Source organism: Pantoea sp. LS15 (assembly GCF_012241585.1).
GTDB lineage: Bacteria > Pseudomonadota > Gammaproteobacteria > Enterobacterales > Enterobacteriaceae > Enterobacter.
On record NZ_JAAVXA010000004.1, the window covers coordinates 175,279 to 193,874 of the forward strand.

Consider the following 18,596-nt stretch of genomic DNA (forward strand, 5'->3'; position numbering starts at 1 on the left):
TTCACGTTCATTTTTATTCTTCGGTTAATTTGAAAATGGACATTCTGATGCAATTACGTAATTCCTCCCGCCGCTATGGAGTAATATCCATAAGTTTGCACTGGATATTTGCTATTGCCGTCTATGCTATGTTCGGACTGGGACTCTGGATGGTAACACTCAGCTATTATGATGGCTGGTATCATCAGGCACCGGAGTTACATAAAAGCATTGGCGTCCTGTTGATGCTGGGGTTGGTTATTCGCGTGATTTGGCGACATATTTCTCCACCGCCTGGCGCACCGAAGACCCACAGTAAATTGACTCGCATTAGTGCCGTTGCCGCGCACATTGCGCTCTATGCCCTGCTCTTTGCCATCCTCATTAGCGGCTATCTCATCTCGACGGCAGACGGCAAACCAATTAGCGTCTTTGGCATTTTTGACGTCCCGGCGACGCTTAGCGATGCGGGTTTTCAGGCTGACACTGCTGGGGTCGTGCACCTCTGGCTGGCATGGAGCGTCGTGATCCTGTCTGTACTGCACGGGCTTGCCGCCCTCAAACACCACTTTATTGATAAAGACGATACGCTAAAGCGCATGCTTGGCCGCTCGTCAGTTGACTCTGGAGTATAAAATGAAAAAACACCTGCTGGGTATCGCACTGGGTTCTCTGTTATTCACTACCGGTTCCGCCGTGGCGGCTGATTATAAAATTGATAAAGAGGGCCAACATGCTTTCGTCAATTTCCGTATTCAGCATCTTGGATATAGCTGGCTATACGGTACCTTTAAAGATTTTGACGGCACATTTAGCTTCGATGAGAAAAACCCTGCGGCCGATAAAGTCAATGTGACCATTAATACCAACAGCGTCGACACAAACCATGCTGAACGAGATAAACACTTGCGCAGTGCAGAGTTCCTGAATGTCACTAAATACCCACAAGCCACCTTCACCTCTACGGACGTGAAAAAAGCGGGTGATAAGCTGGATATTACCGGAAACCTGACGCTTAACGGCGTAACAAAACCCGTCACCCTGGATGCGAAATTAATCGGTCAGGGAGATGATCCATGGGGTGGTAAACGTGCAGGTTTTGAAGCAACAGGAAAAATTCATCTGAAAGATTTCAATATCACAACAGATTTAGGCCCGGCATCTCAGGATGTCGAGCTGGTTATTTCTGTGGAAGGGGTTCAACAGAAATAATAAATTCGCCCGGCAGGTTTTCACCTTGCCGGGCGTTACCATTATTCCGGGTCGGGGATACCCAGTTTGGTATTCAGGCGGCCGCGAGATTTATTGAAAATCTTATTGCCATTTTCCCGTCCAGCCCGACGGCGACGCTGCTCTTCTTCCGGCAGAATGCTCTCTTCACTGCACAGTTCGCTACAGCAACCATTAAACTTCTCAGCACAGGTCGGACACTGAATGAACAGCAGGTGACAACCGTCATTTTTGCAGTTGGTATGGGTATCGCAAGGTGCGCCACACTGATGGCATTGAGCAATCACGTCTTCAGAAATACGCTCACCCATTCGCTCGTCAAAGACAAAGTTTTTACCGATAAAGCGCACCGGCAACCCCTGCTCACGGGCACGGCGGGCGTACTCGATAATACCCCCTTCGATGTGCCAGACCTTATTAAACCCGTTGTGTTTCATCCATGCGCTAGCCTTCTCGCAGCGGATGCCACCGGTGCAGTACATAACGATCTTCTTATCTTTATGTTCCTGCATCATCTCAACCGCTTTGGGCAGTTGCTCGCGGAAAGTATCCGCCGGGATTTCCATCGCATTTTCGAAATGCCCCACTTCATACTCATAGTGGTTACGCATATCAATGAACACAGCATCCGGATCGTCCAGCATCGCATTCACTTCTGCAGCCTTGAGGTAATCACCGACATCCGCCGGGTTAAACTCAGGATCGTCAATGCCATCCGCCACGATGCGTTCACGCACTTTCATGCGCAGCACCCAAAACGATTTTCCGTCATCATCCAGAGCAATATTCAGGCGTAAGCCATCAAGTGCCGGATCGAAGCGGTAAAGGAAATCACGGAAAGCATTCACTTTACTTTCCGGTACGCTAATCTGCGCGTTGATCCCTTCGTGAGCGAGATAGACACGTCCAAAGACATTCAGCGTGGTGAATGCCTGGTAAAGTTCATCACGGGTCGCTTGCGGATCATTGATCGTGAAATATTTGTAGAATGAGATTGTTGTGCGCGGTTCGGTTTCAGCCAACATACGCGCTTTTAACATCTCATTCGAAACGCGGTTGTGTAACACTGGCATGGTGTACAAGTCCTGGATCGTTAGAGAGAATGAAAAATCGGTCGGCATGATATAGCAATCAAAGCTAATTTACATCCACACAATTTACGCTACATTTCACTCTCTCTGGTTAATCAGGCTTAACAATTGCTGTATTCGTGCACGTTTCGAACGCAGATATTTTGGCTATGTCTCAAAAAATGAGACAATAGCGAAACAGGACGTTAGAACACAGGAAAGACATGACCCAGTTACCCAAATTTACTGTCGCCCTTTTGCATCCCCGCTATTGGTTGACCTGGCTTGGCATTGGCTTTTTATGGCTTCTGGTGCAACTTCCCTACCCTGTTATTTTCTGGTTGGGTAAATCTCTGGGCCGTATTGCGCAAAAGCTGATGAAGCGTCGTGCCAACATAGCGTACCGCAACCTTGAGTTGTGCTTTCCGCAGATGAGCGAGTCAGAACGTCATGACATGGTCTCGAAAAATTTCGAATCCGTCGGTATGGGGCTCATGGAAACCGGTATGGCGTGGTTTTGGCCGGACAAACGTATGGCGCGCTGGAGCGAAGTGACAGGAACCGGCATGGAGCCAGTGCATACGCTGCAGGCGAATCAGACAGGTGTCCTGCTGATTGGCGTACACTTTCTGACGCTGGAAATCGGGGCGCGAATGTTTGGTATGCAGGCTCCAGGCATTGGCGTTTATCGCCCAAATGACAACCCGGTCATTGATTTAATCCAGACCAACGGCCGTATGCGTTCCAACAAAAGCATGATCGATCGTAAAGATCTGAAGGGCATGATCCGCGCGCTTAAATCAGGTGAAGTGGTCTGGTACGCCCCTGACCACGACTATGGTCCGCAATCCAGCGTATTTGTCCCCTTCTTTGCCGTTGAAGAAGCCGCGACAACAACCGGTACCTGGATGCTGGCGAGGATGTCCAAAGCCGCCATCGTGCCTTTTGTTCCCCGGCGTAAACCGGATGGGTCTGGTTACGAGCTGATTATGCTGGAACCTGAACTCACGCCACCGCTGGATGATGCAGAGACCACCGCTCGCTGGATGAACAGCGTAGTGGAGAAGTGCATTATGCTCGCGCCGGAGCAGTATATGTGGTTGCACCGTCGCTTTAAAACGCGGCCACAAGGCACACCTTCCCGCTATTAATTCACATGCGGTCTTCATGGCCGCATGCTGTTTTAGCATTTAAAGCTCCTCCTCATTGCAGCAACCATAACCCAGGCGCATAATTAGCAGGCTTATTACTTCAAGCTTCAGGTGCTCTGCACCTCATTACGCGGATTGTTATGTCACCCTCAGATGCCCCCATAAACTGGAAACGTAACCTCGCAGTTGCATGGTTTGGTTGTTTTCTTACCGGCGCGGCGTTTAGCCTGGTCATGCCTTTCCTGCCTCTCTACGTCGAGCAACTGGGCGTATCGGGCCATAGCGCACTCAATATGTGGTCTGGCCTGGTGTTCAGCATCACGTTTCTCTTTTCCGCTATTGCCTCTCCCTTCTGGGGCGGCCTTGCTGATCGTAAGGGGCGTAAAATTATGCTGCTACGCTCGGCGCTGGGGATGGCCATTATCATGGCATTGATGGGTATTGCGCAGAATGTCTGGCAGTTCCTGATCTTACGCGCGTTACTGGGCTTGCTCGGCGGATTTATTCCCAATGCGAATGCCCTGATCGCCACCCAAATTCCGCGTCACAAGAGTGGCTGGGCACTGGGGACGCTTTCAACGGGTGGCGTGAGCGGTGCCTTACTGGGGCCACTGGCCGGTGGATTGCTGGCGGATAATTACGGTTTACGGCCCGTCTTTTTCATCACCGCCAGCGTGCTTTTCCTGTGCTTTGTCGTCACGTTGATCTGTATTCGGGAAAACTTCACGCCTGTCGCCAAAAAAGAGATGCTTCATGCAAGGGATGTTCTTACCTCACTGAAAAACCCCAGACTGGTGCTAAGCCTGTTCGTGACGACCCTGATCATTCAGGTGGCTACCGGTTCGATTGCCCCAATTCTGACGCTGTACGTTCGCGATCTGGCGGGTAATGTCAGCAATATTGCGTTTATCAGTGGACTTATTGCTTCCGTACCTGGCGTGGCGGCGCTGCTTAGTGCCCCAAGGTTGGGTAAGCTGGGAGACCGTGTGGGCCCGGAAAAGGTCCTGATCTGTGCGCTGGTGATTTCCGTCCTGTTGCTTATCCCCATGTCGATGGTGCAATCCCCATGGCAACTGGGCGTGCTGCGCTTTTTGCTGGGCGCTGCCGATGGGGCGTTACTCCCCGCCGTCCAGACCCTGCTGGTCTACAACTCCACGAATCAGATAGCCGGGCGAATCTTTAGCTATAACCAGTCATTTCGTGACATCGGTAACGTCACCGGGCCGCTTATCGGGGCCGGGATTTCCGCAAGCTTCGGTTTTCGCGCGGTCTTTATCGTGACAGCTGGTGTAGTGCTGTTCAACGCGATTTATTCGTGGTTCAGTTTATTCCGCGCGTTGCGGCCAGTGACGGAATAACACGAACGCCTGACAGCTTATTTTTGCATTCATACTTGCAGAATACGATATTCAGCTATTCTTTCCCTGAAACCTTCTGGAAAACAGGGAGACACCAATGACCATGTACGCCACGCTGGAAGAAGCTATTGATGCCGCTCGTGAAGAATTCCTCGCCGATAACCCTGACATTGAGGAAGAAGATGCTGACGTGCAGCAACTAAATATCCAAAAATATGTTCTGCAGGATGGAGATATTATGTGGCAGGCCGAATTCTTTGCTGAAGAGGGTGAAGAAGGGGAATGTTTGCCGATCCTGAGCGGTGAAGGTGCGCAGGCCGTCTTTGACGGCGACTATGACGAAATCGAGCTACGGCAGGAATGGCTGGAAGAAAATACCCTTCATGAGTGGGACGAGGGCGAATTTCAGCTCGAACCACCACTGGATACGGAAGAGGGTCAAACCGCAGCCGATGAGTGGGACGAACGTTAATTTCCGCTATTCGTAAGGGCCGTGGCTGGCATCGATGGGCAACAACAACGTGTCGAAAATCAGTGAGAATGGCAGATCAAGCACGGTCAGGTAGCGCCATGCGGAATCACGGAGATCCCATTTCACGCCCGGGTAATACTGATTTCCGTGGCCTTGCCCTGGAATGGTGCGACTGATAATACTGCCGCAGCCACTGAGCAGGCATGCCATCAAGACGACGATGATAATTCTCATCTCTGACCTCTAAAAAAATACCGGCTTCGCAGCCGGTATTTTATTTGGCGGGCGGAGCCTCTGCCCGCCCTACTTAACACTTACTTCGCCTTCAACGCCAGAGGATTAAGCGTAATCCCTTTATAGTAGTTGACCCACGAAGAGTATTTCTCCGGAGCGGACCACACACGGTAGTGAAGGCGCGCCATCGTGACCGGGTCGCTCAACAGTACCAGACGGCGGTCACGGTTGAGTTTTTCCGGTGTCTCGTTCAGCGCCTGCTCAACGTGACGATCGCGAGCAATCTCCAGCACCTGGCTGGCGCGGTGACGTGCAGTCGCCATCGCTGTTGCCAGGGCGTTGAATGACGGGTTAAACACGGCGTGCATAAAACCATCATCCAGCGTGCGATTGCGGTTCTGCTCCAGATATTTGTCGGTATCGACGAGTACCTGCGGCGGGGAATACTCTTCCGGGATCAGGAACAGCTTCCAGCATTTGGTACGCAGGCCAACCGTTGAGCGGCTGGAGATGACCGATACAAACGGAGACAGTATCAAGGAGAATACAATCGGTGCCAGCCAGAACAGGAAGCGCAGATCCAGCCACGCCATCCCGGCAGCCCACACCAGGCCCAGCAGAAGTTGCGAGCCATGACGCATAAAGGCTTCACTCCACGGCGTCGAGTCGTCATCACGCTGCGGTGAATTCCAGACCACTTCCCAGCCCAGGAACGCACTGACCACAAACACGGTATGGAACAGCATACGCACCGGCGCCAGCAGTACGGAGAACAGCACTTCCAGCAGGAGTGAAAGGGTCACGCGGCAGAAACCGCCGTACTCTTTCGAACCTTTGCACCAGATCAGGATGATACTGAGCAGTTTAGGCAGGAACAGCAGCACCATAGTGGAGGCAAACAGCGCAATAGCCAGCTCCGGACGCCACTGCGGCCACACCGGGAACAGCTGGCGCGGTTGCAGGAAGTATTGCGGCTCCGTCAGGGCATGCACTACCTGCAGGGCTGTAGAGAGCGCAAGGAACATAAACCACAGCGGTGCGGAGAGATAAGACATGACGCCTGTCAGGAACACCGCACGGTGAACCGGGTGCATCCCTTTGACAAGGAACAGGCGGAAGTTCATCAGGTTACCATGACACCAGCGGCGGTCACGTTTGAGCTCATCCAGCAGGTTTGGCGGCAACTCTTCATATGAACCCGGCAGGTCGTAGGCAATCCAGACGCCCCAGCCAGCACGACGCATCAGCGCTGCTTCAACGAAGTCATGCGACAGAATAGAACCAGCAAACGAACCCTCACCCGGCAGCGGTGCCAGCGCACAATGTTCGATGAACGGTTTCACGCGGATAATGGCGTTGTGACCCCAGTAGTGCGATTCACCCAACTGCCAGAAGTGCAGGCCCGCGGTAAACAGCGGCCCGTAAACACGGGTGGCGAACTGCTGACAGCGCGCATAGAGCGTATCCATACCAGATGCTTTTGGCGACGACTGAATAATACCGGCGTTCGGGTTGGCTTCCATCAGGCGAACCAGACCGCTCAGACAGTCACCGCTCATGACGGAGTCAGCATCCAGCACCACCATATAGCTGTACTGATTACCCCAGCGACGGCAGAAGTCATCAATATTACCGCTTTTACGCTTAACACGACGACGACGACGGCGGTAGAAGATCTGACCTTCGCCCTGCACTTCCGCAATCAGCTCCATCCAGGCTTTTTGCTCTGCAACGCAGATATCCGGGTTGTAACTGTCGCTCAGGATGTAAACGTCGAAATGCTCCGCGTTTCCGGTCGCCTTAACGGACTCCCAGGTCGCACGCAGCCCCGCAAATACACGGTCAACGTCTTCGTTACAGATAGGCATAATCAGCGCAGTACGGTGCTCAGGATTAAGGGGTTCATCCCCGACCGTTGACGCCGAAATGCTGTATTTGTCACGCCCCATCAGTAATTGCAGGAAGCCCATCAGTGCGGTCCAGAAACCGGCCGATACCCAGCAGAACAGGACAGCGAACAGCAGAAGAATGCCACTCTGAAGGATATACGGCAGCAACTGCATAAAGGAGACCCAGAGATCCTGTCCCATCATGTCAGTCGGGTTGATGAACGCCCAGCCCTGGTAAGGCAGAATGGTTTTCATATACCAGGTCGCGACAACCGTCTGTGCCAGCGTCAGAAGCAGCAGAATGTAACGACGGATTGTCCCCACGGTACGCCATTTCTGTTCGGAGGCCTGCTCTTCTTTCGTCAGGCGCGACAGATAGCGCGGTGTCACATCACGTCCGCGCAGGCGATCCCAGAAGCGGCCAACCGGGTTGGTGCGCCACGGATCGGGGAACATTGATGAACGCGTAGCCTTCGGCATCGCCTGAAGCTGATCGCGTCCTTCATCGTCTTTAATCAACTGCCCTTCTGCCAGCGAGTCTGGCCATGCCTGCTCCAGACGAGCCTTAACTGACCCCAGCGGCGAATCATCATCCCGGGAAAACTGATGATGTTCGCCATCCAGCGCGGTATGAACCGCGCGGATGTCGCTCTTAGGCAGTGCCGCTTTTTCGATATCCGTCAGCGGCATGGCATCAATATATTCAGATGTATTATTCATTGGCAGGTAGCTGATAGCTCCAGGTTTCACTCAGCGGCTGATCGTCACTGACCAGCGCAGCACGCATTTCAGTGGTCTGCTTCGGATCTTTCACTTTCACACGCAGAGTCAGACGCCAGCCTTTCGTTACCGGGTTGTAACGCACGGTATTCTCAACGATTTCACCGTTATCACCGATGCTGGCCTGAGCGGCAACGGCGGTATCTGGTGACAGTTTCTTCATGTCCTGACCTGTGAAGTCCACGACGAAGGCCACTGTGCCGTCAGGTTGACGAATAAGATTAGACTGTTTCACATCACCCGTTGAGCGACGAGTCTGCATGACATACGCGTTATCCGGCGCATGCAGCTTATCTTCATCGCGGCTGAAGGTAATGGCGTACTTGAAGTTCATCTCTTTACCGGCTTCCGGCAGTTGATCCGGTGTCCAGTAAGCGACGATGTTATCGTTGGTTTCATCGTTGGTTGGAATTTCAACCAGCTCCACCTTCCCTTTACCCCAGTCACCTTTCGGTGTGACCCAGGCACTTGGACGCAGGTCATAGCGATCATCCAGATCTTCAAAGCGGGAGAACTGACGGCCACGTTGCAGGAGACCAAAACCTTGCGGGTTTTCCATCGCAAAACTGCTTACCGCCAGATGTTTCGGGTTATTCAGCGGGCGCCAGATCCACTCGCCGTTACCGGCATGAATAGACAGGCCATTGGAATCGTGCAGTTCCGGGCGGAAGTTAGTCGCCGGTGACGGCTGGTTTGGCCCAAACAGGAACATACTGGTCAGTGGCGCAACGCCCAGTTTACCCACTTTATCACGCAGGTAAACTTTCGACTGCACGTCAATGACCGTGTCACGTCCAGGCATAATCACAAAGCGATACGCACCTGTCGCACGTGGGGAATCCAGCAGAGCATAAATAGTCAGACGTTTGTCCGTTGGTTTTGGACGTTCAATCCAGAACTCGCGAAAACGTGGGAACTCTTCACCTGATGGCAGCGCGGTATCAATAGCCAGACCACGCGCAGAAAGCCCGTAAACCTGCCCCGCGCCAATCACGCGGAAGTAGCTGGCCCCAAGCATGCTGACGATTTCGTCGTTTTTATCTTTGCTGTTGATCGGGTAAAGCACCTTGAAGCCTGCGAAGCCCAGGTCTTTAACCGTATCTTTGTCGTGTTGCACATCGCCGAAATTAAAATAATCCGGGCTGTACTTGATCTTACGTACAGCTGTTGCCGTCACTTCATTGATGGCAACAGGCGTGTCGAAGTACATACCCTGATGATAAAACTCGAGCTTGAACGGGGTCTTAATATTGTTCCAGTACGCTTTGTCGTGATTGAACTGGATCTGCTGATAGTCCGCATACTTCATGTCGCGGAAAACGGAGGGCAAGTTGCTTTTTGGCGCTTCGTAGCTCTTGCCTGCCATCGATTTTGCCTGTTTTGCGACATCATCGATGTTAAAGGCCAGTGCCGATGAGGTATACAGTGATAACACGACTGCAGCACCTAACCAACGCATTTTCATCATCTGTGGTTTATGTTTCATAATAAGTAAGCACTTCCCCCTTTGTGTGCTTATATCGATCCGATCCATTTTAATGGAAACTCAGGCAATCCGACAACATTATCACTGCTTTGTTCAGCTGCTGGCTCATGGATTAAGCAAATGAAAGAACCCGCTATTCACTTTGCGTGCTTATCCTGGAGACAGGGTGTCGGTCTTGGTGTAGGGTTGGCTTCGAATGTAACCATTATGAGTCTTAGGGATAAGGCGAAAAGTCTGAGAATGCACAAAGTTATATGAGCACAACACCGATAGAACGTGAATATTTCCTCGACTCGATCCGGGCATGGCTGATGCTATTGGGGATCCCCTTTCACATTTCGCTGATTTACTCCAGTCATACCTGGCATGTGAACAGCCTGACGCCTTCATGGTGGCTGACACTGTTTAATGACTTTATTCACGCCTTCCGTATGCAGGTGTTTTTTGTCATTTCAGGTTACTTCTCTTATATGCTGTTTCTGCGCTACCCGCTCAAACGCTGGTGGAAAGTGCGCGTGGAGCGCGTGGGTATCCCCATGTTGACCGCCATTCCGCTGCTGACGCTACCGCAGTTCATTATGTTGCAATACGTCAAAGGCAAGGCGGAGAACTGGCCGAATCTATCTCTGTATGAAAAGTACAACACGCTGGTTTGGGAGCTGGTGTCCCACCTTTGGTTCCTGCTGGTTCTGGTGGTGCTCACAACGGTCAGTGTGTTGATTTTCAGCCGTCTGCGACACCATTTGAGCAACAGAGCCGATACCTTCTTCGCCGACATTACGCTGGGTAAACTGTCCGTTCTCTTTTTGCTGCTGGGGATCGCCTATGCCGCCTTGAGACGTACCTTGTTTATCGTCTATCCGCCGATTTTAAGTGATGGGTTATTTAATTTCGTGGTGATGCAATCGCTGTTCTACATTCCATTCTTTTTAATCGGTGCACTGGCATTTATTTATCCGAAGCTTAAATCGCTGTTTATCGCCCCGTCACCGTGGTGCGCATTGGGGGCCACCCTCGCGTTTGCGGCTTATCTGCTGAATCAACGCTACGGTAGCGGCGACGCCTGGATGTATGAAACGGAGAGCGTGATCACCATGCTGCTGGGCTTGTGGATGGTCAATGTAGTATTCGCTCTGGGCCACCGCTTGCTGAACTTTAAGTCCAGCCGCGTGACCTACTTCGTTAATGCATCGCTGTTTATCTATCTTGTGCACCATCCCCTGACGCTGTTCTTCGGGGCTTACATCACACCGCATATTGCATCCAACACACTGGGTTTCTTTACTGGACTGGTGTTTGTGGTAGGGGTTGCCATCATACTCTATGAGATCCATCTGCGGATCCCGCTCCTGCGTTTCCTGTTTTCAGGAAAGCCACCCGCGAAAGCGTCATTAACAACGGCGGCGCACTGAGTGCGCCACCCTTGTTTCAGGTTTCTGATTCCTGCCCACGCTGAGTCAGAAGCCGTTGATAAAGATGTGTGGTTTCTTCATCAAAACAGACAAAGATAACCTTTTCCGGCATCGGTTTGAGCGACAGATATCGGTAAACGGTTTCTACAGCGATAGTCGCTGCAGCCGCTTTCGGATAGCCATAAACGCCAGTGCTGATGGCCGGGAACGCCATCGTTTTATAGCCATTGTCGGCGGCCAGGCGCAGACAGTTTCGATACGCCTCTTCCAGAAGACTGGCTTCATGCTGGTCACCACCATGCCAGACGGGACCTACAGCATGAATAACCGCTTTGGCAGGAAGATTACCCGCAAGCGTGATCACCGCATGACCCGGCGGGCATTCGCCCTGCTGTTGACGCACGACTTTGCAGGCCTCCAGTAACTGTGGCCCCGCAGCCCGGTGAATAGCACCGTCCACCCCACCGCCTCCCATCAGGGATGGATTAGCCGCATTGACGATGACGTCGACGTGCATGGTCGTAATATCGCCATGAATGATTTCAATTTGCGGTTTCATAAAACCCCTCTGCAACCCGCCTTTTTCTTAAGTGTATCGCAGAGGAGCCAGGGAGAAAAAACTATCAGACAACATCCTCTTCTGCCGGAGAGCGAAAGAGTGAATTAGCGATACTGAATCTGAACAACCGCGCGTGTTTTTTCAGGATTAAGGTATTTCATGCTGAGAGTGGCGAGGCTGGAATCGGTTACCGTGCCATTAAGCGCCTCTTCATAACTGACCATCCGCGTTTGCATACGATTTTTTTCCGGACATGACATTGCAAACTGTCGCTGTTGCGGCGTGACTTCACAAGGGTCTGCAACAATGGCACCACGAAAATGAATTACCCCACCATTTGCAATGGTGGCTGAATAAGCGGGGAGAATGAAAGCAGAAGCGATCAAACCCAAGCCTGTAGCAAGCTGAGCAAAATATTTGGTCATTATATACACTCCTCAATGAAAATCGTCCTTGAGGGGTAAACGCGCTTCATTAAGGCAAACGAAGGCTCGCGTTACGGAACATCACTACTCAGTTCCTGATATCAGCATAGCTCAACGCCACAGGCCCGCCACATTCATAACATATTGATTTAATGAATGATTATAAGATCTTCTCCGCCGGAGACCATTGTTGTGATAAATGAAGCGACTTTCCATCAGTAATGGTGACAACGATTTTTACCGTATCCCCCGCGTCAATATTTAAACTCAACCGCATTAAATCAATCGTCTGATTAGCGGGTATAAAAAGTGTATTTTGCTGCCGCGAAGAACTTTGCCCGCCCTGCCCTTCTCGCTCAGAGACAATCTGAACCTGGCAATCGCACGACTCCGTCAGAGTGACCTGCGGAATAATAGTGGTCATATTTTCCTGTTGTGACGTTTTAAACGTGATTTGGCTGGAAAGCGCAGCGAGGAGAATTAAGGTATTCATGATGAACTCCCGAAAAAAAACAGGGCAAATGCCCTGTTTTTTTGTAGCACAGATTTCAGTATCAGTACTGATGAGCTGTCGCGTGGTTACCAAAACCAATCTGGGTAACGTTGACAGTAGAGTTAGAAGCAGTCTGGTCGACCAATGCGCCGTTAAGGCCACCGTACTGGCTAACATTCATAGTCGATTTTTTACTGTTCCACTGATCAAGTGTTGCACTGTTGCCGAAACCGTTCTGGGTCAGGTTAATTGTACTGTCATCGGAACCCTGACCTACATCAGCACCGTTACCGCCACCGGTCTGGCTAATATTCAGAACTGAATTTCTGGCATCTGTCTGCAAAGCCACAGCAGAGTTACCGCCACCGTTCTGGTAAATATTCAGGGTTGAATTTGGACCGCTGTATCCGCCATGTCCATGACCATGTCCATGACCCCATCCGCCCTGATCAATCAGGCCAGCCATTGCACTACCAGAAACAACGATTGCTGCGAGTGCTGCCACTTTGAAAAATTTCATGGTAAACCCCCATCGGATTGATTAAAGTCGTCGCGAAATAGTTAGCGCTGGATGACGCGAATTGCCATTTGCGACTGTTTCTGCACTACAACTGCGGTTTTCTGTGTACCGTACTGCGTAATATTTGCTCTATTACCCGACCCTTTCTGGATAATTTTCGCACTATTACCGTATCCATCTTGCGTAATACCTGCATCGTTCCCGTTGCCGCTTTGATCGATCCAGGCCATATTGTAACTCCCTGATTGATCAACTCTCGCTCTGTTACCTGCCCCATCCTGGGAAACTATGGATAATAGTTTTGAACCGTCCTGGTTAACCTGAGCGTCATTAAAAATGCCTCGTTGACCAATAATGGCTGCCTGATTTAAAGATGAAAGACTTAATTCGTTAACCGCGAAATTATATTCAGCTCTCGCTAAATCTGAATTAGCCGCGGTTACAAATCCAGGCGCACCCAGTAATGTAAACATCATAAATAACGATGTGTTTTTCATGTTGTCACCCTGGACCTGGCTATTTAAGTACTCCATAACCATGTAACAAATATGTTGTTAAAACGACTCGTGATACGTTAACGCGTCGTTACGGTGAAGAGTATGTCCGCTGAAACATTTTAAATATCTCACCCACGCGGATTATTTTTATTTATCGGGTCACCACAAAGTAGTAATTTACGTAAAAATTCGCTTTAAACAGGAGCGTTTACTTTTTTATTGAAGGATTCTTTCTGTCAGGTTGTACAACATGGAAAAGGCTGTCCACGCTTCATTCCGCTTTGTTTAAACGTAACGGCAGGATGTCATTTTTTTCATCGCGTGACACGAAGCGTGTTTTCTTAAGACAGAAACTCGCTCATTCCATGGCTTAGAAAAAACCGGTAACTCATACCTAATCGCAATCAAATAAAAATAATTAATATATAATAAAATCAATTTCATATAAATATTTGTATGATTTTTAAAATCTGTGCATACATATTTATGTGTACAACTTTCCTATCAAATATCGATGTTCCAAAACGTCAAATTTCACAAATTAATATTGATTTTTACATTATGTTACATGTTTAACACTTGCTTTAAACTTCGTAAAAGCTAGATTGAAATTAGATGTACGAAATTGGTTTTATATTTACCTCCCTGTGGAGGTTATGGTCTGATTCTACACACAGCAGTGCAACATCTGTCAGTACTTCTGTTGTCCTCTTTTCGCAGGAGGACAACTGTCAGGTGCCTAAAAAAAGTGGGGTTTCATCATGTATAATGAAGTCCATAGTTTACATGGTCATACATTACTGTTGATCACAAAACCTTCTTTGCAAGCGACAGCTTTATTACAACATTTAAAGCAAACTTTATCACTGAACGGGAAATTGCATAATATTCAACGTTCTTTTGATGATATTGCACCTGGCAGCATTATTCTTCTCGATATGATGGAAGCTGATAAAAAGCTTATCCATTACTGGCAGGATATTTTAAGCAGGAAAAACAATAATATCCGCGTGCTATTGTTGAATACGCCTGATGAGTATCCTTTCAGAGATATTGAAAGCTGGCCGCATATCAATGGCGTTTTCTACGTCACTGAAGAAGAAGATCGGGTGGTGGAAGGCCTGCAGGGTATATTGCGCGGGGAGTGTTATTTCTCGCAAAAACTTGCCAGCTATCTCATCACACACTCCGGAAATTATCGCTACAACAGTTCAGAATCAGCACTGCTAACGCACCGTGAGAAAGAGATCCTGAACAAGTTACGCATTGGTGCTTCAAATATTGAAATCGCCCGTTCGTTATTTATCAGCGAAAATACGGTTAAGACGCACCTTTATAATCTTTTCAAGAAGATAGCTGTAAAAAACCGAACTCAGGCGGTTTCATGGGCAAACGATAACCTCAGGCGTTAATCACATGAAGCGCACGTTAAGTTGGATCGCCGCAGCGAGTTTCTTGCTCGCTGCCGGGAACCTGAAGGCCGTCGAGGTCGAAGTTCCCGGGTTGTTAACGGACCATACAGTCTCCTCTATCGGGCACAGTTTTTACCGTGCCTTCAGCGATAAATGGGACAGTACTTATACCGGAAACATAACAATCAACGAGCGGCCCAGTGCACGATGGGGAAGTTGGATCACAATAACGGCTAATCAGGACGTTATTTTCCAAACGTTTTTATTCCCCACAAAAATGGACTTCGATAAAAACGTCGCCATTGCACTGGCTCAATCAGAAGACGCTATTAATCGCCTGCAAATAGATAAAGCCCTATTAAGCACCAGCGATTTAGCAAAAGACGAGTTCTAGCGAACCGATATGCGGAGGCTGTCATGCGTATTGCATATGCAGTTGTTTCGATAATGCTAATAACGCCCATAAGCTGGGCCGGAAATATGACGTTTCAGTTCCGGAACCCTAATTTTGGGGGAAACCCTAATAACGGTGCCTTCATGTTGAATGAAGCTCAGGCACAAAATTCTTATAAAGATCCAAGCTTTAAGGATTTTAGCGTCGATACCCCGTCTGCACTGGACAACTTCACCCAGGCTATCCAGTCGCAGATTTTAGGTGGTTTACTCACCAATATTAATACCGGCAAACCCGGTCGAATGGTGACGAACGACTTTATTGTCGACATCGCCAACAGGGACGGACAGCTCCAGTTGAACGTTACCGACCGTAAAACCGGAAAAACCTCAACGATTCAGGTTTCCGGTCTACAAACTAACTCAACTGACTTCTAAACAACAGCAGAATAAGGACAATGATCATGCAGCGCTTCCTGATATTTGTTGCAGTGTGCTTATTGAGCGGTTGTTTAACTGCTCCACCTAAAGAAGCTGCAAAACCAACATTAATGCCTCGGGCCCAAAGTTATCGCGATTTAACACATTTACCGTCACCAACCGGTAAGATATTTGTCTCTGTTTACAACATTCAGGATGAAACCGGGCAATTTAAACCTTACCCGGCAAGTAATTTCTCTACGGCTGTACCGCAAAGCGCCACCGCCATGCTGGTTACCGCGCTCAAGGATTCACACTGGTTTATTCCTCTGGAACGCCAGGGGCTACAGAACCTGTTGAATGAGCGGAAAATTATTCGTGCCGCACAGGAAAATGGCACCGTCGCGGACAATAACCGGATGCCTCTGCAATCTCTGGCAGCCGCGAATGTCATGATTGAAGGTTCGATTATTGGTTACGAAAGTAACGTGAAATCAGGTGGTGCAGGAGCGCGTTACTTTGGTATCGGCGCGGACACCCAGTACCAGCTCGACCAAATCGCCGTTAACCTGCGTGTCGTCAACGTCAGTACCGGTGAAGTACTCTCTTCAGTAAACACCAGCAAAACCATACTGTCTTATGAAGTGCAGGCTGGGGTATTCCGCTTCATCGACTACCAGCGTTTGCTGGAGGGTGAAATTGGTTATACCTCTAACGAACCGGTCATGATGTGTCTGATGTCAGCCATTGAAACCGGCGTTATCTTCTTAATCAACGATGGTATCGATCGCGGGTTGTGGGATCTGCAAAATAAAGCAGACGTGCAGAACCCAATACTGGTTAAATACCGTGATATGTCGGTTCCTCCGGAATCCTGACAGAAAGCACATAAAAAAGGCGAGATAATCATCTCGCCTTTTTTTATTCACTCACCGCAGTGATGTTTTGCGCTTTTTCCCGCCGCGACGCCAGCCAAAGACCGCTGTTCTTCATGGCATAACCAAACAGCAACCCCAGCGCCAGCGAGGGCACAACTACCTTCCAGTCACCCTGCCCTGCAAAGGTCGCACACGCCCCCATAAAGGTTCCTGGCACAAACGAAAGCAGCAGATGCTTTGCCTGAATGCACATCAAAAATGCAACCACGCCCGTCATGACATACCCCAGCATCTCCAGATGCGGGGCCAGTGCGCTGCCTTTCATAATCACCAGCGCCCAGATCACACCGCTCATTAGCGTAGAGCCTGAAATAAAGAGTCCTTTGACACCACCCTGTGGGCAGGCGAAATAGGCCGTGCAGCCAAGAAACCCAGCCCAACTGAGCAGCCCGAGAGACACAGCAACCCATCCCCAAAGTCCGGAGAGAATGCCAGTGGTTAATGCGATACAAAGTAATATGTTCATGGTGCGCATCTTAGCAGAAGCGCACCATAGAAATGAGATCACAAGCACATTACGTGCAAGTAAAAATGTAGAGTTGCATAATTAATGTGATCTAAATCACTCTTCGTTTTCTTCTTCCAGCTCATCCCACATTGCCGCGATGGCGTCTCGGGTCAGCGGAGCCAGCGTTCTCCAGAATGGCGAAGTCGCATGTGCTTCGACTTTGCCAAGGAACGTTCCGACCCATGGCAACAGATACGTTTCGAACAAGGTTTCGATGGCTTCATTCTCATCATCACCTGCGTTATCTTCGATCCAGGATGCGGCCAGGAGAAGCGTACCAATATGGTCGGCTGGGGTATCGCTCAACGGCATACCGCGCGTAGAGAGGAAAGCACGGACTTCCGCTTCTGTCGCCCCTTCCTGCCAGGCAGAACGGTAGGGTGAAACACGACACTCTTCACCGACGAACAGCGCGTTGTAATCCGTTGAGATCTGCTGCATATCGCAGCTTTTTTGCAGACGTTCCAGTAACTCATCCTGTTCCAGTGGCCAGTTCTGCGCCAGTTTACCTTCACGAATTAACGTAAAGAGGGGAACCAACAGCGGGTCTTGCGGCTGGCGATAATAAAGCGTACCCAGCACGCGGCAAAGGATGGAAAACTCATTCATTTTTTTATTCCATTACTCAATTAAAGATCGGCAAATTCGGCAATCGCTTCCATTCCGCGCGACACCAGGAAATCAAGCATACGGCGTGGTGTCACGTTCAGGATCCTGTCTTCCGGGAAATTAACGTCATTAAGCACTTTCAGGCACTCACTAAAATCCCCCAGCGTAAACGCGGTATGGGAATCAGAGCCCAGTGCCAGCATGCCTCCGGCATCACGCACAGCAGCGGCCACTTCACGGCAGTTTGCTTCACTGCCCTTACGCGAGTGAACAAAGGAGGAGTTATTAATCTCCAGCGCTACGCGGTGTTTCGCTGCCGCCTGAGCGACAGCCTGAATATCAATCGGGTACTTCGGGTTACCCGGGTGGCTGATAATATGCACATTACCGCTGGCAATAGTGGCAATCATCGCCGTGGTGTTCGTCTCTTTATCCTGGGGAGGGAAAACCGGCTCATGGAAACCGGCGAGGATAAGGTCAAGGGAAGTCAGCATCGGGCCGGTGCAGTCGATCTCACCGTCGGTATTTTTGATGTTCGCCTCAATGCCACGCAGTATCCCAATGCCGTCAACCAGACGCGGCCAAATCCGCATATTCACAAAATGCCAGTAGTGCGGCGCATCTGCCATATCCGGGCCATGATCGGTGATCGCAAAAAGCTTGATGCCCTTAAGCTTTGCTTGCGCGATATAATCATGGAGGTTGCTATACGCGTGGGTACTGGCGACGGTGTGCATATGCAGGTCAACGGGATACATCTC

22 protein-coding genes are annotated in these 18,596 nt (G+C 49.9%); 10 read left to right on the forward strand and 12 right to left on the reverse strand.

The window, feature by feature from the left end; all coding sequences use genetic code 11:
- The first annotated feature begins 47 nt into the window (after window positions 1–47).
- Complete coding sequence (locus tag HED65_RS08580) at window positions 48–614, forward strand: cytochrome b (protein ID WP_114978231.1); 567 nt, start codon at window positions 48–50, stop codon at window positions 612–614.
- Between the two features lies 1 nt (window position 615).
- On the forward strand, window positions 616–1,191 hold the full coding sequence (locus tag HED65_RS08585; RefSeq protein ID WP_114978232.1) for a YceI family protein: 576 nt from the start codon (window positions 616–618) through the stop codon (window positions 1,189–1,191).
- A gap of 41 nt (window positions 1,192–1,232) precedes the next feature.
- On the opposite strand, the gene trhO is transcribed toward HED65_RS08585, so the two are convergent.
- Window positions 1,233–2,282 (reverse strand): oxygen-dependent tRNA uridine(34) hydroxylase TrhO, encoded by a 1,050-nt coding sequence (gene trhO, locus HED65_RS08590; RefSeq protein ID WP_049007907.1) that lies wholly within the window; start codon window positions 2,280–2,282, stop codon window positions 1,233–1,235.
- Window positions 2,283–2,503: 221 nt separating this feature from the next.
- Between trhO and HED65_RS08595 the strand changes: the two genes are divergently transcribed.
- The 3 genes from HED65_RS08595 (at window position 2,504) to HED65_RS08605 (ending at window position 5,260) form a co-directional block, all read left to right on the forward strand.
- Complete coding sequence (locus tag HED65_RS08595; RefSeq protein WP_114978233.1) at window positions 2,504–3,430, forward strand: Kdo(2)-lipid IV(A) acyltransferase; 927 nt, start codon at window positions 2,504–2,506, stop codon at window positions 3,428–3,430.
- A gap of 140 nt (window positions 3,431–3,570) precedes the next feature.
- Window positions 3,571–4,788, forward strand: coding sequence for a multidrug efflux MFS transporter MdtG (gene mdtG / locus HED65_RS08600; RefSeq protein WP_114978234.1), 1,218 nt, complete (start codon window positions 3,571–3,573; stop codon window positions 4,786–4,788).
- 97 nt (window positions 4,789–4,885) lie between these two features.
- Window positions 4,886–5,260 (forward strand): MysB family protein, encoded by a 375-nt coding sequence (locus HED65_RS08605; protein ID WP_114978235.1) that lies wholly within the window; start codon window positions 4,886–4,888, stop codon window positions 5,258–5,260.
- Window positions 5,261–5,266: 6 nt separating this feature from the next.
- On the opposite strand, the gene HED65_RS08610 is transcribed toward HED65_RS08605, so the two are convergent.
- The 3 genes from HED65_RS08610 to mdoG all read right to left on the reverse strand — a co-directional run bounded on the left by HED65_RS08610 (window position 5,267) and on the right by mdoG (window position 9,649).
- Entirely contained in the window at window positions 5,267–5,494 is a 228-nt protein-coding gene (locus HED65_RS08610) for a YceK/YidQ family lipoprotein (RefSeq protein WP_008500835.1), read from the reverse strand.
- Between the two features lie 80 nt (window positions 5,495–5,574).
- Window positions 5,575–8,103, reverse strand: coding sequence for a glucans biosynthesis glucosyltransferase MdoH (gene mdoH / locus HED65_RS08615; protein WP_114978236.1), 2,529 nt, complete (start codon window positions 8,101–8,103; stop codon window positions 5,575–5,577).
- Entirely contained in the window at window positions 8,096–9,649 is a 1,554-nt protein-coding gene (mdoG, locus tag HED65_RS08620; protein ID WP_114978237.1) for a glucans biosynthesis protein MdoG, read from the reverse strand. Before mdoG ends, mdoH begins: the two co-directional genes overlap by 8 nt.
- Before the next feature lie 254 nt (window positions 9,650–9,903).
- On the opposite strand from mdoG, the gene mdoC reads away from it, so the two are divergent.
- On the forward strand, window positions 9,904–11,061 hold the full coding sequence (gene mdoC, locus HED65_RS08625; RefSeq protein ID WP_114978238.1) for a glucans biosynthesis protein MdoC: 1,158 nt from the start codon (window positions 9,904–9,906) through the stop codon (window positions 11,059–11,061).
- Window positions 11,062–11,077: 16 nt separating this feature from the next.
- Here mdoC and ymdB read toward each other — a convergent pair whose 3' ends face one another.
- The 5 genes from ymdB to csgB all read right to left on the reverse strand — a co-directional run bounded on the left by ymdB (window position 11,078) and on the right by csgB (window position 13,555).
- Window positions 11,078–11,620 (reverse strand): O-acetyl-ADP-ribose deacetylase, encoded by a 543-nt coding sequence (gene ymdB / locus HED65_RS08630; protein WP_114978239.1) that lies wholly within the window; start codon window positions 11,618–11,620, stop codon window positions 11,078–11,080.
- Window positions 11,621–11,724: 104 nt separating this feature from the next.
- On the reverse strand, window positions 11,725–12,045 hold the full coding sequence (locus HED65_RS08635) for a YmdA family protein (protein ID WP_114978240.1): 321 nt from the start codon (window positions 12,043–12,045) through the stop codon (window positions 11,725–11,727).
- Window positions 12,046–12,205: 160 nt separating this feature from the next.
- Window positions 12,206–12,538, reverse strand: coding sequence for a curli assembly chaperone CsgC (gene csgC / locus HED65_RS08640; RefSeq protein ID WP_114978241.1), 333 nt, complete (start codon window positions 12,536–12,538; stop codon window positions 12,206–12,208).
- A gap of 61 nt (window positions 12,539–12,599) precedes the next feature.
- Complete coding sequence (csgA, locus tag HED65_RS08645; RefSeq protein WP_114978242.1) at window positions 12,600–13,058, reverse strand: curli major subunit CsgA; 459 nt, start codon at window positions 13,056–13,058, stop codon at window positions 12,600–12,602.
- A 41-nt stretch (window positions 13,059–13,099) separates the two neighbouring features.
- Window positions 13,100–13,555 (reverse strand): curli minor subunit CsgB, encoded by a 456-nt coding sequence (csgB, locus tag HED65_RS08650; RefSeq protein WP_114978377.1) that lies wholly within the window; start codon window positions 13,553–13,555, stop codon window positions 13,100–13,102.
- Between the two features lie 761 nt (window positions 13,556–14,316).
- On the opposite strand from csgB, the gene csgD reads away from it, so the two are divergent.
- From csgD to csgG, 4 genes are read left to right on the forward strand one after another with little or no spacing between them, the layout of a single operon-like run.
- On the forward strand, window positions 14,317–14,967 hold the full coding sequence (csgD, locus tag HED65_RS08655; RefSeq protein WP_114978243.1) for a biofilm master transcriptional regulator CsgD: 651 nt from the start codon (window positions 14,317–14,319) through the stop codon (window positions 14,965–14,967).
- 4 nt (window positions 14,968–14,971) lie between these two features.
- A complete protein-coding gene (gene csgE, locus HED65_RS08660) occupies window positions 14,972–15,361 on the forward strand; it encodes a curli production assembly/transport protein CsgE (protein ID WP_114978244.1) in 390 nt (129 codons plus the stop codon).
- Between the two features lie 23 nt (window positions 15,362–15,384).
- Window positions 15,385–15,798: a curli production assembly/transport protein CsgF gene (gene csgF / locus HED65_RS08665; protein ID WP_114978245.1), complete on the forward strand. Its 414-nt coding sequence runs from the start codon at window positions 15,385–15,387 to the stop codon at window positions 15,796–15,798.
- A gap of 26 nt (window positions 15,799–15,824) precedes the next feature.
- On the forward strand, window positions 15,825–16,658 hold the full coding sequence (gene csgG, locus HED65_RS08670) for a curli production assembly/transport protein CsgG (RefSeq protein WP_025755858.1): 834 nt from the start codon (window positions 15,825–15,827) through the stop codon (window positions 16,656–16,658).
- Between the two features lie 43 nt (window positions 16,659–16,701).
- Here the strand turns inward: csgG and HED65_RS08675 are convergent, their stop codons facing one another.
- The 3 genes from HED65_RS08675 to HED65_RS08685 all read right to left on the reverse strand — a co-directional run bounded on the left by HED65_RS08675 (window position 16,702) and on the right by HED65_RS08685 (window position 18,593).
- Complete coding sequence (locus tag HED65_RS08675) at window positions 16,702–17,184, reverse strand: DUF1097 domain-containing protein (RefSeq protein ID WP_147279787.1); 483 nt, start codon at window positions 17,182–17,184, stop codon at window positions 16,702–16,704.
- Between the two features lie 96 nt (window positions 17,185–17,280).
- Window positions 17,281–17,835 (reverse strand): TorD/DmsD family molecular chaperone, encoded by a 555-nt coding sequence (locus HED65_RS08680; protein WP_114978247.1) that lies wholly within the window; start codon window positions 17,833–17,835, stop codon window positions 17,281–17,283.
- A 20-nt stretch (window positions 17,836–17,855) separates the two neighbouring features.
- Window positions 17,856–18,593, reverse strand: coding sequence for a phosphatase (locus HED65_RS08685; RefSeq protein WP_114978248.1), 738 nt, complete (start codon window positions 18,591–18,593; stop codon window positions 17,856–17,858).
- Between the last annotated feature and the right edge of the window lie 3 nt (window positions 18,594–18,596).